Consider the following 16,880-nt stretch of genomic DNA (forward strand, 5'->3'; position numbering starts at 1 on the left):
GATTATCCTGCACGGCGTTTTTGGAGAAAATGCTGACCAAACTCACGCGACACAGCCTCGGCAGCCTTGATGACCGCAGGTGCAAGCGCGATCGCATGTTTCACGGTGAAACGATATTCTGGTCCAGAGATACTGAGAGCCGCGATCACATTGCCCTGATGATCGCGAATGGGCGCGGCGATGCCGACGATTTCACCGCGATACTCGCCATGATTGATGGAATAGCCACGCCGGCGCACGAGATCGAGTTCGCGGCGGAGTTTCGCGGGCTTGACGATGGTCTTCTTGGTGAAACTTTGCAGAGGCCCGTCGCACACCCTGTCGATTTCGCTCTTGGGCTGAAACGCGAGAAGCGCGCGGCCTGTCGCCACACAATAAGCCGGCGCACGGCGGCCGACATGGATGTTGGCGCGAACCGGATTCGGACTGTCGACGCGGTCGAGATAAACCACTTCGCCCGGCGCGCAATATTCGGAAAGCTGCGAGCTTTCGGAACTCAACTCGACCAGGCGTTCGAGATAGCGATGGGCGACCTTCGGCAATTCGATCGACTCGGATGCCACCAGACCCAGTTCCCATAACCGGTGCCCGAGCCGATAGCCCTGACGATCCGGCATCCGTTCCACATAGCGCCGCGCCTCGAGGTTCGACAGCACGCCATGCACCGCAGCCTTGCTCAATTCGAGCTTCGCGGCGATATCGCCGAGCGATAGCGGCACATGCGACGACGCCAGCAACTCAACCACGTCGAGCGACATGTTGAGCGAATGCAGGTGGCGCCGGGGCTCAAGAGGTTCGATATTATTATTCACGAGCGGTGAATACCATTTTCGTTATGTGAACAGACGCTAGGCCGCATCATTTTCCGAGTCAAATGAAAGACGCCAGAAACATCGAAAATGATGTCTCACTTGCTGCGACAGATTAAATTGAGAAACGAATGTGATGAGGCGATGCAACGCCCGCACCGAGGCACGCGCGCAATCCGGCATCACGGGCATCGGTCACACGCGACGGAAGCGCAGATCCGCTTTCAATATCGCCATCCGCAGGATCGCGCGGATGGCAGAACACTTTCGTGTCTCAATGTCCGGCGCGATATTGCGCGATCCTCTCATGAAGCCCGGGAGAACTAACCGACCGCACCAGTTCGGCCATATCGCCATCATCGCTCTGCGGCAATGTCAGATGCGAAATCCGGTTGCGCGCCCTGATCCCCAGCGATCCGATCTGTCCGGTCAGTTCATCAGCCTTCTGACGCAGGCCCTCAAGCGTCGTGAGGTGCGTCAACAGGCCGATGTCGAAGGCCGCCGCCGCATCGAGCGTTGCGTTGGTCAGCAAAATATCGCGCGCGCGCTGCATGCCGACCAGTTGCGCCAGATGCCGCGTGCCGAGCGCCACGCCGAAACGAAATCCCGGAAAGCGGAATTTGGAGGCTTCCGTTCCGATCCGGTAGGTGCACGACGCCACGATATCCGCACCCGCCCCCATCGCCGCACCATGCACCAGCGCAATGCTGACGAAGGACGAACGCCGCAGGCGCTGCAACAATTCCTCGATGCGGACAAAGCGCATCAGCAAATCGCCCGGCGTCATGTCCTCGTAGCCACCGAAATCAAAGCCGCCACAAAACGCCTTGCCGTTTGCGGATATGATCAGCGTACGGCAACCCTCCTCCTCGGCTTGCGTAACGCAGGCGAGAAGCTCATCGACGATTTCGGCGTTCAAGGCGTTCGCCTTGGCGGAACGATCCAGCGTCAGAACCCGAACGCCGTCGGCGAGCGGCGAGAAACTTACGAATTCTTTGCGCTGGTCCATTCTGCAAATACCTCATCGTTATGCGCGCCGAGTTGCGGCGGCGGCCGTTCGATATCGAACGTAAAGCCGGATACGTTGATCGGAAAACCGACCGTCTTCGTGGTCGCGCCATTCGACAACTTCATGTCGCGCACGAGCCCCATATGCATGATCTGTTCGTTGGACAGTATCTCGCGATAATCGAGCACGATGGCGCAGGGAATTCCCTTGGCATCGAGCGCAGAGATCCACTCCGCGGCATTTTTGGTCAGGAAAATCGGCTTCACGATCTCGGCCAACTCCTTCTGGTTGCGCGCGCGATCGAACTGCGTCGTGAAGCGCGGATCGTCCGGCAGGTCCGGCAGGCCGACGACAGCGCAGAAATCACGCCACAGCTTGTCGTTGCCCGCGGCCACTGTGAAAGGGCGATCCTTGGCATCGAACCCCTGATAGGGCGCGTTGCGCGGATGCTCCGAGCCAAGACGCTTGGGTGGTTTGTTGGTGCCGAAAAACTCGCTGGTTTGCAGCGCGGCCATTCCAAGCAGACTGCCAAGCATCGAACAATCGATGTAAGCGCCCTGCCCGGTCTTGCGCGCATTCATGATCGCCGCGAGCGATGTAAACGCGCCGTAAAGGCCGGCGCCGAAATCGCCGACCGGGACGCCGCACTTCACCGGAGGCCCCGACTCCTCACCCGTGACGCTCATCACACCGCTGATCGCCTGCACGGTGACATCGAACGCCCCCTTCTCGGAGTAAGGGCCTGTCTGGCCGTAACCGGAGATCGAGCAATAAACCAGACGCGGATTGTGCTTGCGCAAATCCTCGTAGCCGAGACCGAGCCGCTTCGGCACGCCCGGACGATAATTCTCGATGAACAGATCGGCTTCGGCGACGAGCGCGAAAAACCGCTTCATCTCTTCGGGATTCTTTACATCGACGGTGATACTGCGCTTGTTGCGATTGACCGAGGCGAAATTGCCGCTCTCCACCGGACCATCCGCACCCTGAATGGCCGGCGGCCAGGTGCGCATCCCATCGCCGCCGTCAGGCCGTTCTACCTTGACGACATCCGCGCCGAGATCGGCAAACAAACTTCCCGCAAAGGGACCTGCCGCGATCTGCGCAAACTCCAGAACCTTGATGCCGCTCAGAGGGCCTTTCATGATCTCATCCGTCTATTTGAAAATGATCGATTAAGCGGTCTTGCGATAGGCGACCGCATCGCCGGGATAACCGAGCGCCTTTGAGATCAAGTCTGCGGTCTGAATGACGATTAGCGCCTGTTCGCGCATGAACGTGGGTTTCATCCGGCTTTCAGGCCCCGAGATGCCGACGGCCGCAATTACCTGCCGCGACGAATCGCGGATCGGCGCGCCGACACCGCAGACGCCTTCACGCCATTCGCCGCGATTGATCGCATAACCGAGCTGACGCACCCGCGCCATTTCGCGCTTGAATTCATCGGAATCGGTAATCGTTCGCGGCGTGTGGACCTCCAGCTTTTCACTGACACGCGCGATCGCGTCCTCGCCTTGAAATGCGAGCAGCGCCTTTCCGGTCGCGACACAGTAAGCAGGCGCACCCTTTCCAATCTGGCTGTAGGCACGCACAGGCTGGGCGCTGTCGATCTTGTCGATATAAACGACGGAATTTTCGACCAGCAGCGAAAGATGAACCGACTCTCCGGTCTTGTCCGCCAGCGGCTGCAAATAAGCACTCGCAGCACTTTTGACATCGACTTTCGAGAGGACGTGAGAGCCAAGCTCCCACACCTTCAGCGTGGCGCTGTATTTCGCCGTCTCGGAATTGTTCTGCGCGTAACCGGCGTGCACCAGCGTTTTCAGAAGCCGATGCGAATTGCTTTTGGTCAGGCCGAGTTCACGCGCGAGATCGGTCACGCCACGCGGCCTGTCCGACAACGACAATGCCTGAAGCATCCTCAGGCCTTTCAAAAATGTCGTATCCATAACTGTTCCATATGTTGGTACGGCGTACTAAATTTTGAGTTGGATGCGCGGGAGAGTCAACCGCAACCCCGTCTACCGCGACAAGATTCAACTCCAGGCCGAAGGAGGAGCCCTTCCTGCGACAGGCCGCGCGGCATCGAAAACGCCGGAAGTGCCTCACGATCCCTGCCCAATGCGGCCTCGCCGCATGAACGATCGCGCCCGTATCTCAGAAGCATCGCCGGAGAGGTGCCAAAGCCGCATGCGGCGATGGCTCATCGCATCAAAGATTTCGCAGAACGAAGCCTGCAACTGCCCAACACGGCATCCGGGTTAGTCCCCGATGCCGTGCCGGCGTTGTCATTCGTATGCTGTCGTTTAGTTCAGGACTGCATGCCCCAACGATCGACCGTATTGGCCTCGATCGCCCGGAAGATCACGTTCTCGACCACAAGACCAATGATGATGACGGTCAACAGACCGGCGAACACCGTCGGGATGTCGAGACTGTTCTTGTTTTCGAAGATGAACCAGCCAAGCCCACCGGAGCCGGATGACACGCCAAACACCAGTTCGGCCGCGATCAGCGTGCGCCATGCGAACGCCCAGCCGATCTTCAGACCGGTGAGGATGCTCGGGAACGCCGCCGGAATGAGAATTTTACGGATGTAGCTGAGCCCGCCGAGTCCGTAATTGCGACCGACCATTTTCAAGGTGCGGCTAACGGACAAGAATCCGGAGTGCGTGTTCAGCGCGATCGCCCATGTCACCGAATGCACCAGCACGAACACCAGCGAACCATTGCCGAGACCGAACCAGATGAGCGCCAGCGGCAACAGCGCGATGGCGGGCAGCGGGTTGAACATCGACGTCAGGGTTTCGAGGAAGTCGGTGCCGATCCGCGTCGTGATCGCCAATCCCGTCAGGACAGCCGCAAGCGTAATGCCGCAGGCATAGCCCATCAGCAGCACCTTGATAGACGACCAGGCGCGCGCCGGCAGAATGCCGTTGCCGATATTGGTGAAAAACGCGCTCATGGTCTCACTGAACGTCGGGAACAACAGGTTGTTGTTCAGGTAGCGGCCATAGATTTCCCACGCCAGCGCAAGGAAAATCAGAATGACGATCTTGCGCAGCCAGGTCTGGTTGTAGAGCCGCACAAACAGGGACAACGGCTTTTCCAGCACCACAGGCGCACGTTCGGCCGCAGCGGCGTCACGCACGAATTCCGGGCGGACCGGGGCTGTGAGCGTTCTCATCGTCAGCGATACATCAGACATTTTCCGCCTCCTCGATGGTGTCAGCGAACAGCATGGTCTGGATGCGCGATTCCAGCTCCACAGCTTCCTCGCCCATCACGCCGCCGTTCAGTTCGGCCTTGACCTGACCCGGATGCGGCGACAGCAACAGGATGCGATTGCCGATCTTGATCGCTTCGGGAATCGAATGCGTGACGAACAGCACCGTGAAACGCGTCTCGTCCCACAGCGTCAGCAACTCGTCCTGCATCTTGCGGCGCGTCAACGCGTCGAGTGCGGCGAACGGCTCATCCATCAGGAGAATATCCGGCTCCATCGCCATGCCGCGTGCGATCGCGACGCGCTGCTTCATGCCGCCCGAGAGCATATGCGGGTGGCTGTCAGCGAACTTCTCCAGATTGACCTTGCGGATATAGTGCATGGCCTTGTCCTCGGCTTCGCGGGCGCCGAGCTTGTTGGTGCACTGCAAGGGGAACATCACGTTCTCCTTGACCGTCTTCCACGGCAGGAGCTGGTCGAACTCCTGAAACACCATCATCCGGTCGGGGCCGGGGCGCGTGATGGTCTTGCCCTTAAGAGTCATCTCACCTTCGGTCGGCGTCATGTAGCCGCCGACGGCTTTCAAAAGGGTCGATTTGCCGCAACCCGAGGGACCGAGCAAAATGAACCGGTCGCCCTGAAAGACATTGAAATCAACCCGATAGGTCGCGGTGATGAGATAGCTCGGCGTCCTGTACTGCAACGTGACGCCCTTGACCTCCAGCAGTGGTGCTGTCGTCATCGGTCCCTCCTCCCGTCCTCGTGTCCGCTGATTGCAGATCTGTTTTTAGCAGTCTGAACTCTACTGAACCGCCTTGCGACGGTCTAATATAAAGACTGGTTGAATCGATGCCCGTTTTGGATCGATACTCAACGGCCCTCGAAACTGGGCTTGCGTTTCTCGATAAACGCCCGCATTCCTTCTTCCTGGTCGCGGGACGCAAACAGTATCTCGAAAGCCTTGCGTTCCAGCATCAGGCCGGCATCGAGCGAACTGTCCATTCCCGCCAGAACCACTTCCTTGATCTGTTCCACGGCAAGCGGCGGCATCGAGGCGATGGTCTTTGCAATGCCGATCGCAGTCTCGACCACCTTGTCGTCCGGCACCACGTCATTGACGAAGCCGAGCCTGCGGGCCTCCTCCGCCGTCACATGCTCGCCCGTCAGCAGCATCTTCATGGCGCGGTACTTCCCGATGGCGCGCGTCAGCCGCTGCGTGGCACCGCCGCCGGGCATGATGCCGACGCTCACCTCGGATTGGCCGAATTTCGCGCCCTCTCCCGCTACGATGATGTCCGCCTGCAAAGCCAGTTCGCAGCCGCCGCCCAGCGCGAAGCCGTTCACCGCCGCGATCAGCGGCTTGCGGCAACCGGCGACCACTTTCCAGAAATAAAGAACGCGCCGCGCCATCATGTCGATCGGGCTGGAATCGACCGCCTCTTTCAAATCCGCTCCGGCGGCGAACACGCGGTCATTGCCGGTGATGACGATGCAGCGCGTGTTGCGATCCGCCGCCAGCTTCTCGAACTGATTTGCCAGCTCCGCGCGCAAGGGATCGTTGAGCGCATTGCGCGCATCGGGACGATTGAGCTTCAGCAACGCCACATGCTCGTGCGGCCGCTCCAGCAGGGTCAAAGACATTCCGGTCTCCCTTAGACTTACCTTACACGCTGCGCCGTGGCCGCGCGCATACTTTATGCTTCATCCAGCATCATCAGCCAGTCGACGGCGGTCGCAGATGCCTCGCCCAGCATGATGGGATTGAGGTCCAGGGTCGAAAGCCTGGGTCCAAGCGCCGCACCGAGGCGCGACACCGCGCAGATCATCGCAGTAAGCTGCTTCCGGTCGACAGGGGGGCGGCCCCTGACGCCAGCAAGCACCGCCTTGCCATGCAGCGCATCCAGCATGTCCGCCGCCTCGCCTTCGCACAGCGGCACCTTGCGGAACACAACGTCGCGCAACACCTCGATCAGAACTCCGCCCAGACCCGCCATGATGACCGGGCCGAACACCAGGTCGTTTTGCAGGCCGATGACGAATTCAGTATCCCCGCGCGCCATGGCCTGCACGACCACGCCATGCAGCCTGGCATTCGGCTTGTATTTTTTAGCATTCGCGATGATCGCGTCAAAAGCCTGCCTGACCTTTGCTTCATCGGTGAGGCGCAGCATCACGCCGCCAGCCTCTGTCTTGTGCAGGATGTCCGGCGACTCGATTTTCAGCACGACGGGGTAACCGAGCTTGTTCGCGGCCTTTGCCGCTTCGTCGGCGGATGTCGCCAGCACCGTCGGGATATGCGCGATACCGCATTGATCGAGCAGCTTCACGCCGTCCATCGTCGAGACGACGCCCCTGGAAGGCAAATCGAGTTTCGGCAGCTTGGTCGCTTTCCTGTCCTCGCTGCGGGCCAGCCATTTACGCCGCATCTCCGCATACTGCACAAGTGCCGCAACCGCATCCACCGCGGGCTCGGCGCCACGCAGCACCGCGATCCCTTCCTTACGCAGCGCGAGAACGCCCGCTTCCGGTGCGGCGACCCAGCAGACGACGAACGGTTTCGTCACCTGATCGCGAATTTCGACGAGAACCTTCACGAGTTTATCGACATGCGCTTCCATCAACTGGAACCAGACGATGCCGACATCCACATTCGGATCGGCCAGCATCAGCTTGACGCTTTCGAGCAGCAAATTCGGGTCCGCCACGAATTGCCCGGTGACATCGACCGGATTTCCAACCGCGCCGAAACCGGGAATGACCTTCTGCAACGCCGCCTGCGTTTCGGGCTGGAGCACCGGCACGGAAAGACCGACCTCCTGCGCGCGGTCGGCCATCAGAACACCGGCGCCGCCAGATTGAGTCAACAGGCCAATGCCATTGCCTTCGGGAAGCTTGCAGCACGACATCACCTCGGCGATGTCGAGCATGTGCTCCTCGTTCCGCGCGCGGATGATGCCGTGCTGGCGTACCACGCCGTCGAACACCACATCGTCGCCCGCGAGCGATCCGGTGTGCGAGGCGGCGGCGCGCGCACCAGCGCCCAGCCGCCCGACCTTCGTCATCACCAGCGGCTTGCCCGCAACCATCGCCTGCTCCGCGAGCGTCACGAAATCCTCGCCGCCCTTCAGGCCCTCGATGTAGCCCGCACCCATCTTGATGCGCGGGTCACGCAGGACCTCACCCATGATTTCCGAGAAGGTCAGGTCGGCTTCATTGCCGGTGTTGACGAAATAGCCGAGCCCAAGCCCGCGGCGGCGCGCGAGCGCGGCAATGGCCGTGCCGAATGCCCCCGATTGCGTGACGAAGCCGATCGGGCCCGACGGCGTGTCGCTGTCGGCATATTGGCTGAACGTCGCGAGCACATTGTCAAACGAGTTGATGAGACCCAGGCAATTCGGGCCGCACAACCGCACGCCGCCCTCTCGCGCCGCGGCGACGACATCCTGCTCATATTTGCGGCCGGCATCGCCAAGCTCGGAAAAGCCGGAGCTGAAGATCACCGCGACCGGAACACCTTTGGCGCCGAGTTCACGCACGCAATTCAGGACCTCGCTCGCCGGCAGCACGATGATCGCCAGATCAATCTCATCATCGATCGCCGCGACATTCGGATACGCCTTCAGCGGCCCGATCGTCTCCGCACGCGGATTCACCGGATAGATGCGGCCCTTGTAGCCCTTATCGAGCAGGTGCTTGACCGGACGGCCGCTGACCTTGCGAAAATCCGACGACGCGCCAAGGATCGCGATGGAGCGTGGCGCCAACAGCGCCTTCAGCGCATCTTTCGCTTCACCTTTTAGCGGCTTCGCCTGCGTCATTGCCGTCACATCAGTCTCCCTGCGATTCGCTTACTGTTTCTTGTTAATTGAACGCCGAGATGCCGGTCTGCGCCCGGCCGAGCACCAGCGCATGGATATCATGCGTGCCTTCCAGCGTATTGACTGTCTCGAGATTCATCAGGTGGCGGATGATGTGGTACTCATCCGAAATGCCGTTGCCGCCGTGGATATCCCGGGCCGCGCGCGCGATATCGAGTGCCTTGCCGGCGCAATTGCGTTTCAGCAGCGACAGCATTTCCGGCGTCGCCTTGCCCGCGTCACGGAGGCGGCTGACATGCAGGCAGGCGAGAAGGCCGATCGAGATTTCCGTCTGCATGTCCGCGAGCTTTTTCTGGATCAATTGATTGGCCGCCAGCGGCCGGCCGAACTGCTTGCGATCCATGGAATACTGCCGTGCGGCGTGCCAGCAGAATTCGGCCGCGCCCATCGCGCCCCAGATGATGCCGAAGCGCGCATTGTTGAGGCAACCGAACGGCCCCTTCAACCCCTGCACGCCCGGCAGCAGATTTTCCTCCGGAACGAAAACATCCTCCATGAAAATCTGTCCAGTGGGCGATGCCCGCACCGAGAACTTGTTCTCGATCTTGGCGGTCGACAGACCCGCCATGCCGCGCTCCAGAATGAAGCCGCGGATGATGTCCTGATCGTCCTTCGCCCACACCACCATGATGTCGGCGATCGGCGCATGCGTGATCCAGGTCTTGCCGCCGGTGAGCCGATAGCCGCCGGGCACCTTCTTCGCGCGCGTCTTCATGCCGCCGGGATCGGAGCCGTGATCTGGCTCCGTCAACCCGAAGCAGCCGAGAATCTCGCCCTTCGCCATCGCGGGCAGATATTTCTCCCGTTGCGCTTCCGAGCCATAAGCATAGATCGGCACCATCGACAGCGTGGTCTGTACGCCAAGCGCGGAACGGAAGCTCGTATCCACGCGTTCGAACTCGCGCATGATCAGCCCGTACGACACATAGCTGATGCCCGCGCAGCCGTAGCCGTCGATGGTTGCCCCGAGAAAACCGAGATCGGCCATTTCCTTCATCACCGTTCTGTCGAACGATTCATCCCGGTTGGCTTCGAGGATCCGCGGCATCAGATGCGACTGCGCATAGTCGCGCGCCGTGTCGCGGATCAGTTTTTCATCCTCGTTCAGCAGATCCTCAAGCAGCAGCGGATCATCCCAGTGGAACGCCCCGCCCGTCAACGTCACGGTGCTGGCATCGACCGGCTTGCTTGCAATCACTGAATCCATGGGATCACCCTCTTTACAATACGGCGCTCACATCAGGCCGTCGCCGCTCAGCTTCCCGGCAACGCGTGGACCTCAGGAAAGAACAGATCCTTCCAGCTCGCGGGCGTCTTGTTGACAAGGCCGACCTGCTTCATGAACGCCGCATACTTCATGATGTTCTTCGGCGTCGTGGTGTATTCGGTGTGCGGGTGATTGATGATCTCCAGCGTGTCCTTCAGGGATTCCTTGTTGTCGGTGCTCTTGACGTAAATCTCGGCGGCTTGCTGCTTGTTCTTATTGATGAAGTCGATCGACTCCTGGAATGCATCGAGAAACGCCTTGTAGACCTTCGGATTCTCTTTGTGGAACTTGCTGGTGGTCCAGACCACTTCGCAGGTCGCGGGGCCGAGCACATCGTACGAATCAAGCACCTTGTGGATGCCCGGTTTTGTCAGTTCCTGAAAATTGTAGGGCGGCGAAGCAAAATGACTATCGATGGCGCCCATGTTGGACAGCATCTGCGACATCGCTTCGGGATGCGCCAACGTCACGCCGTTCTTGTCGAGGCGGCGGGCCTGATCCGGGCCCCACTCCTTCGAGGCGGCCATCTGCAACATGATCGCCTGGATCGAAATGCCCGCAGCGGGCATCGCGATGCGATTCTTGTCGGTGATATCCTTGATCGTCTTCACCGAAGGGTCGCGCGTATTCAGGTAGATCGGCAACGAGTCCATCGCCGCGACGCCTTTGACGTCCAGATTGCCCTGCGTCTTGCTCCACAGGATCAGGAACGGAGGCACACCGCCCGAGGCGAAATCGAGATTGCCCGAAATCAGGGCCTCGTTCATGACGTTGCCGCCCGTCATGCGCTGCCATTTGACGGCAAGGTCAGGAATGCCGGCCTTGGCGGCATGCTTCTCCATCAGCTTGTTCTGCTCCATGATAATCAAAGGCAGAAACAGCAACCCATACTGCTTCGCGATGGTAACCTGGCTTACCTCGGCGCGCGCCGGCGTCTGATTGATCGTGACGCCGACGAGAGCAACGGAAGCAAGCAAAGCGGCCTTGGCAGCGAAACCTTTCAACCAAAGAGACGTTTTCATCCTACTCTCCCGATAAATGTGCGTTTATTGCGCGCGGTTCAGCTACCCGGCAGCGAGTGAATTTCCGGAAAGAACAAGTCCTTCCAGCTCTTCGGCTTCTCCTTGATGGACCCCATCCGGTACATGAAGTCCGAGTATTTCGTGATGTTGTGCGGCACGATGGTGAATTCCATCGACGACTTGTCGGTGAGCATCATCACCAGTTCGTCGATCGAATAAGCCTTGTTGCGATCCGCATCCTGAAAGATCTGCGCCCCTTTTTTGGGGTCCTTGTTGATCAGATTGATCGCGTCCTTGTAGGCGGCGAAGAAGGCCGCATACAGCTTCGGATTCTCATCGTGAAATTTCTTCGTGGTCCAGATCACGTTGTTGGTGCTGGGGCCGCCAAGAACTTCATAGGACTTCAGCACGGTGTGGATGCCGGGCGTCGCGATCTCTTTATAATAGTAAGGCGGCGCGGAGGCGGCGCTGTTGATTTCGCCTGCTCCCGACAGAAGCGCGGCGCTGCCTTCGGCATAAGAGCGCGAAGTGGTCAGCGGTTCGAGCTTGTAGGCATTGCCGGGGCCGAACGCCTTCTCGGCGGCCATCTGCAACACGATCGCATTGACCGATACCTTCACCGCAGGCAACGCGATGCGGTCCTTGTCGGTGAAATCCTTGATCGTCTTGACGTTCGGATTTCGAGTATTGATGTAGATCTGCGAGGTCGTCTGGGCGGCGACGCCGCGAACCTGACCGTGGCTCTTGGCCCAGAGCGTAATCAGCGGCGCGACGCCACCCGAAGCAATATCGAGACTGCCCGACAGCAATGCGTCGTTCATGACGTTGCCGGCGGCGAACTTCGCCCACTCCACCTTGATATTTTTAAGACCCGCCGCAGCCGCGTGTTTTTCGATAAGCTTCTCGTGCTCCATCACAGCCAGCGGCAGATAGGACAAACCCGGTTGCCGGGCCAGCCTGATTTCGGATACTTCCGCCGCCGCCGGTTGCAAGGAAAACGCAACCGCCGTCAACGATAGGCACGCCAACGCAATTCGCCGTACGTTCATGGTATCCTCCCTGTGTGTGGTGGCCGCGCCCGTTTTGGTGTGCTTGTCTGCACTGGGTCGCGGCCTGTCGGTCAAATCATCAAGATCTCTCCAGAACCATTGCAATTCCCTGCCCGACGCCGACGCACATGCTGACGACGGCGCGTTTGGCGTTGCGTCGTTGCAGTTCGCGCGCTGCCGTCAGCACGAGACGCGGGCCGGATGCGCCGAGCGGGTGTCCGACCGCGATCGCGCCGCCGTTGGGGTTGACGCGGTCATCCTTCGCATCGACGCCAAGCTGCCTGAGGCAAGCCAGCACCTGCGCGGAGAACGCCTCATTGATCTCGATCACGTCCATCTCATTAAGCGACATATTGGCGCGCTTCAGCGCTTTGTGGATCGCGGGCACAGGGCCAATGCCCATCACGCGCGGCTCGACGCCGACGCTCGCCGCCGACAGGATGCGGACGAGCGGCGCGCTGCCGGCGCGTTCGCCTGCCTCGCGCGAGCCGACCGTCAGGGCGACCGCGCCATCATTGATACCCGACGAATTGCCGGCGGTGGTCACGCCGCCTTCATGAATAGCCCGCAGCCCCGACAGCGATTCAAGGGACGAATCCGCGCGCGGAAATTCATCGGCGGCCACCGTGGTCTGCGTCCCCTTTTTCGGGCCCGCGACCTGGATCGAAGCGATCTCCCCATCGAAGAAGCCCGCCGTCTTCGCGGCCGCATAACGCTGCTGTGAACGCAACGCGAACTGATCGACTTCGTCACGGCTCAACTGATGCTCGCGCGCGAGATTGTCCGCGGTCTGCGGCATGGTGTCGGCGCCGAACTTCTTTTCGATCTCGCGATTCGGAAAGCGAGAGCCGACAGCGGAATCGAAAATCTTCATGTCGCGGGAAAACGCTGCTTCAGCCTTGCCCATCACGAACGGCGCGCGGCTCATGCTCTCGACGCCACCAGCGAGGAACAGATCGCCTTCGCCCGCGGTGACCGCATGCGCCGCGCTGACAACCGCCCCGAGGCCACTGCCGCAATTGCGCTGAATCACGGTACCGCCGAGATCGACAGGAAAACCCGCCATCAGCGATGCATGGCGCGCGACGCACCGGCTGTCCTCGCCCGCCTGATTGGCGCAGCCGACAATGACATCCTCGAACTGCCCGGCCTTGAACTTGCTCCGCGCCATCAGGGCCTGCATCACCTGCGCCAGCAGATCGTCAGGACGAATCCGCGCCAGTCCTCCCGCCTGCCGGCCGAAAGGCGAGCGCACTCCGTCATAGATATAAGCGTCCAACATCCGTCTCTCCTTTGGCGCCATGCGCCTCAATCTTGCAGCGTCAACGAAACGCCAAGCTCCGCGCGGCGCGTGAGCCAGAGGTTCGAGCGGTAGCGCGGGTCGTCATATCGCCGCTGCATGTTGTTCAGGATCTTGAGCAGCGTTCCGGCGCCCAGTGCATCGCCAAAGCCCAGCGGACCGTGCGGATAACCGAGGCCGAGCTTGACCGCCTTGTCGATGTCGCTCGCCGATGCAGTGCGGTTCTGCGCTATCGATGCGCCGATGTTGGCGATCATCGCAACGATGCGCTGGGCGATGAAGCCGGGGCTGTCGCGCGTCGCGGTGACGGCAACGCCATCGCTGCCAAGCAAGCTCCGCGCCGCATTGATGTAGGAAGATTCAGTCACCGGCGTCGACATGATGGTGCGGCGCTTGCCGAGATCGAACAGCGTATCCACCGCGACAACGCGCCTGGCATCCAGCCCCTGCTCCACCGCGCTGTGGGTTGCATCGTCACCGAGAGGCGTCACCAGACAGAGCGCAGCAGACGACGGCTTCGCGCCATCCTCTATCTTGACGTTCAGCGTCTTCAACAGCGCGAGCAGCTTGTCCGCCTGTTCCGGCTCAAACCTGCTGACCCAGACCGGGCAGGATGACGGCGAAGTATTCGCCGCCTCGGCAGCAAGAGGCGCGTCCTTCTGTTCGCTGTAGTCATAGAAGCCGCGCTTGGTCTTGCGGCCGAGCATCCCTGCATCAAGACGACTCTGCATCAGCACCGAGGGCCGATAGCGCGGCTCATGATAGAATTGGCGATAGATCGCATCCGTCGCCGGATGGTTCACATCGAGCCCGACCAGATCGAGCAACTCGAACGGCCCCATGCGGAAACCGACCGTTTCGCGCATGACAGCATCGACATCCGCGAAGGTCGCGATACCTTCGGACACCAGATGCGCGGCTTCCAGCGTGTAGGCGCGACCGACCTGATTGACCAGAAAGCCCGGCGCATCCTTGATCCTGACCGGCTCGCGTCCCATGCGGCGGCCGACATCCATCAGCGCATCGCCGACATCAGGCCGCGTCTGCAAGCCGTCGATCACCTCGACGAGCTTCATCGCCGGCACAGGATTGAAAAAGTGGAATCCTGCCACCCGCCCGGGATGGCGGCATTTCGACGCAATCGTCGTGATCGACAGCGAGGAGGTGTTGCTCGCGATAATGCAATCGTCCGAGACGATACTTTCAAGCTGGGCCAGTAGTGCTTGCTTGACATCAAGCCGTTCGATGATCGCCTCGATCACGAGGCGGCACTCGGCGAATTGCTCCACACTCTGGGCCGGCTTGATGCGGCCGAGCGCCCGATCCATCGCAGCCTGATCTATCGTGCCTTTCTCAGTCAGGCGGGCGAGCGCTTTTTCGATGGATTTGACGGCATCTGCAACAGCTTCCGGACGCGTGTCCGTCAGCAGCACGGTCATTCCGCCCGTTGCCGCAACCTGGGCGATGCCTCGTCCCATGGCACCGGCGCCGATCACGCCAATCACCAGATTCTCTTTTGGCAGAACGCTTTCCACCCGCATCTCCCTGTTCCGCTTACGTGCGGTTTTCTAGGCCGTCCGTTTAACCGGACTGCTGTTTTCAAAAAGGAGACTAGGAAGCGGCCGAACGCATATCCAATTTATATTTGATATGCCCTTCATTCACGGTGATGATAAGTTGGAATGCCAGATGTGATACTGGGCCGGCCCATTATTCAGAACGCGACGCATCCGGGACATATTGATGAATCTGCGGAACATCGATCTCAATCTGCTGACGGTGTTCGATGCCATCTTGAGTGAACGCAGCCTCACTCGCGCCTCAGCCAAGCTGAACATGACCCAGCCCGCGCTGAGCAATGCATTGGCGCGGCTTCGCACCACTCTCGACGATCAATTATTCGTTCGCACCGCGCAGGGGATGATGCCGACGGCGCGCGCCAAGCAACTCGCGGCCCCGATCCGTCAGGCACTCGACCTCATCCAGAACGGATTGCGGAAACAGGAAGCATTCGAGTTTGAGACCGCGACACGGAAATTCGTCATCGCCATCAGCGACTATGGCGAAGCCGTCATCATGCCGCGCTTCGTCGATTGGCTCGCCACCGTCGCCCCTCACATCCAAGTGCAGATCAGGCCGGAGCTTGGGCGCCAGATCAAGGAAGAGCTTCGCGACGGTTCGATCGACCTCGCGATGGACTACTTCCGGATTGAAGGTGACGAATTCCACAACATCCATGTCATGGACGAGCATCTCGTCTCAATGGTCCGGCAGGATCATCCGACAATCAGCGACCATCTGAGCATCGAGGATTACCTGTCGATCCCCCATGTCATGCTGAAACAGGATAAGCCGATCGTCGACGTCGTTCTCAAGAAGCACGGGTTGGCGCGCGATGTCGCGTTGCAGGTGCCACACTTTCTCTCGATGCCGCTGATCGTGCAGAAAACCGACTTCATCTGCACGCTGCCGAAACGGATGGCACTGGTTTATGCAGACTTCTTTCGCACCAAGGTGATGAAGACGCCTTTGGAGTTTCCCAACATTCCGATCTATTTCATGTGGCACCAGTCGGTCGATGACGATCTCGGCCACCGCTGGCTGCGCAACGCCCTCGCCGAACTCTGCCACCGCCTGTGAGGCCGGCAGGTCGATGGCCCTTGCTCCATGATCGGCGGGTCAGGCAAGCCGATCAAAGCCTTCCTGGAATGCGCCCCGGGAGAGGCCGGGTAAGACGCCGTAGATATATTTGAGAGAATATTTCTCCCCACGATGTGGCCTTAGTGATATGCACGTCTCCGTGGATCCGTTCTTTGGCTTGTTTCATTCCATTTTATGGAACAATTACGGAAGACTGCGACAAGCAAACTGCTGCAACAGTCCATTGCAGCCCGTAAGGTACTGAAATGAATTTACATTCTCGCGCCTTCGAGGCTCCAACCGAGTCGCAGAAGAAGAAAGGGCTGAAATGGTGGGAAACCGGCACGCGCCCGGACTACCGTTTTTCGCTCGCCAATGAGCGCACCTTTCTCGCCTGGATCAGGACCTCGCTCGCCATTGTTGCCGGAGCGGTCGGAATCGATCAGTTCGCTTCCCATCTCGGCTCCGCACAATTGAGGCTCATTCTCTCAATCATCCTGCTTCTGGTGGGTGGATTATTGGGAGGCGTCGCCTATACGCGATGGGCGCGCGCGGAACGCGCGATGCGCCATGAGACCGACCTGCCGCTCAGCTTCCTGCTTCCTTTTCTGGCCCTGTTCACGGCGCTCCTGTCTGTGGGACTGGCCTGGCTCATCATCGCTTTCGATTGAGTTAGAGGA

At 60.0% G+C, this 16,880-nt stretch carries 15 protein-coding genes; 2 read left to right on the forward strand and 13 right to left on the reverse strand.

Annotated features, from left to right (window positions below):
- Positions 1 to 2: 2 nt before the first annotated feature.
- The 13 genes from AFIC_RS12480 to AFIC_RS12540 form a co-directional block, all read right to left on the reverse strand.
- Positions 3 to 758, reverse strand: coding sequence for an IclR family transcriptional regulator (locus tag AFIC_RS12480; protein ID WP_275246556.1), 756 nt, complete (start codon positions 756 to 758; stop codon positions 3 to 5).
- A gap of 325 nt (positions 759 to 1,083) precedes the next feature.
- Positions 1,084 to 1,818, reverse strand: a complete 735-nt coding sequence (locus tag AFIC_RS12485; protein ID WP_275246557.1) for an enoyl-CoA hydratase/isomerase family protein — start codon at positions 1,816 to 1,818, stop codon at positions 1,084 to 1,086.
- Positions 1,794 to 2,963: a CaiB/BaiF CoA transferase family protein gene (locus AFIC_RS12490; RefSeq protein WP_275246558.1), complete on the reverse strand. Its 1,170-nt coding sequence runs from the start codon at positions 2,961 to 2,963 to the stop codon at positions 1,794 to 1,796. Before AFIC_RS12490 ends, AFIC_RS12485 begins: the two co-directional genes overlap by 25 nt.
- Positions 2,964 to 2,993: 30 nt before the next feature.
- Entirely contained in the window at positions 2,994 to 3,767 is a 774-nt protein-coding gene (locus AFIC_RS12495; protein ID WP_275246559.1) for an IclR family transcriptional regulator, read from the reverse strand.
- Between the two features lie 362 nt (positions 3,768 to 4,129).
- A complete protein-coding gene (locus tag AFIC_RS12500) occupies positions 4,130 to 5,026 on the reverse strand; it encodes an ABC transporter permease (protein WP_275246560.1) in 897 nt (298 codons plus the stop codon).
- Positions 5,019 to 5,786 (reverse strand): ABC transporter ATP-binding protein, encoded by a 768-nt coding sequence (locus tag AFIC_RS12505; RefSeq protein ID WP_275246561.1) that lies wholly within the window; start codon positions 5,784 to 5,786, stop codon positions 5,019 to 5,021. Before AFIC_RS12505 ends, AFIC_RS12500 begins: the two co-directional genes overlap by 8 nt.
- A 128-nt stretch (positions 5,787 to 5,914) precedes the next feature.
- Entirely contained in the window at positions 5,915 to 6,685 is a 771-nt protein-coding gene (locus AFIC_RS12510) for an enoyl-CoA hydratase-related protein (protein ID WP_275246562.1), read from the reverse strand.
- A 53-nt stretch (positions 6,686 to 6,738) separates the two neighbouring features.
- A complete protein-coding gene (locus AFIC_RS12515; protein ID WP_275248723.1) occupies positions 6,739 to 8,862 on the reverse strand; it encodes an acetate--CoA ligase family protein in 2,124 nt (707 codons plus the stop codon).
- A gap of 43 nt (positions 8,863 to 8,905) precedes the next feature.
- Positions 8,906 to 10,129 carry an acyl-CoA dehydrogenase gene (locus AFIC_RS12520; protein ID WP_275246563.1) on the reverse strand — a complete coding sequence of 408 codons (1,224 nt, stop codon included), beginning with the start codon at positions 10,127 to 10,129 and terminating at the stop codon, positions 8,906 to 8,908.
- A 47-nt stretch (positions 10,130 to 10,176) separates the two neighbouring features.
- Positions 10,177 to 11,211: an ABC transporter substrate-binding protein gene (locus tag AFIC_RS12525; protein ID WP_275246564.1), complete on the reverse strand. Its 1,035-nt coding sequence runs from the start codon at positions 11,209 to 11,211 to the stop codon at positions 10,177 to 10,179.
- A 38-nt stretch (positions 11,212 to 11,249) separates the two neighbouring features.
- Positions 11,250 to 12,260, reverse strand: coding sequence for an ABC transporter substrate-binding protein (locus AFIC_RS12530; RefSeq protein WP_275246565.1), 1,011 nt, complete (start codon positions 12,258 to 12,260; stop codon positions 11,250 to 11,252).
- A 79-nt stretch (positions 12,261 to 12,339) separates the two neighbouring features.
- A complete protein-coding gene (locus tag AFIC_RS12535) occupies positions 12,340 to 13,542 on the reverse strand; it encodes a 3-oxoadipyl-CoA thiolase (RefSeq protein ID WP_275246566.1) in 1,203 nt (400 codons plus the stop codon).
- Positions 13,543 to 13,568: 26 nt separating this feature from the next.
- Positions 13,569 to 15,095: a 3-hydroxyacyl-CoA dehydrogenase gene (locus AFIC_RS12540; protein WP_275246567.1), complete on the reverse strand. Its 1,527-nt coding sequence runs from the start codon at positions 15,093 to 15,095 to the stop codon at positions 13,569 to 13,571.
- Between the two features lie 208 nt (positions 15,096 to 15,303).
- Here AFIC_RS12540 and AFIC_RS12545 point away from each other — a divergent pair, with 208 nt between their 5' ends.
- On the forward strand, positions 15,304 to 16,200 hold the full coding sequence (locus tag AFIC_RS12545; RefSeq protein WP_275246568.1) for a LysR substrate-binding domain-containing protein: 897 nt from the start codon (positions 15,304 to 15,306) through the stop codon (positions 16,198 to 16,200).
- 266 nt (positions 16,201 to 16,466) lie between these two features.
- Positions 16,467 to 16,871, forward strand: coding sequence for a YidH family protein (locus AFIC_RS12550; protein WP_275246569.1), 405 nt, complete (start codon positions 16,467 to 16,469; stop codon positions 16,869 to 16,871).
- The last annotated feature ends 9 nt before the right edge of the window (positions 16,872 to 16,880 follow it).

This window comes from [Pseudomonas] carboxydohydrogena, from assembly GCF_029030725.1.
Classification (GTDB): Bacteria; Pseudomonadota; Alphaproteobacteria; order Rhizobiales; family Xanthobacteraceae; genus Afipia; species Afipia carboxydohydrogena.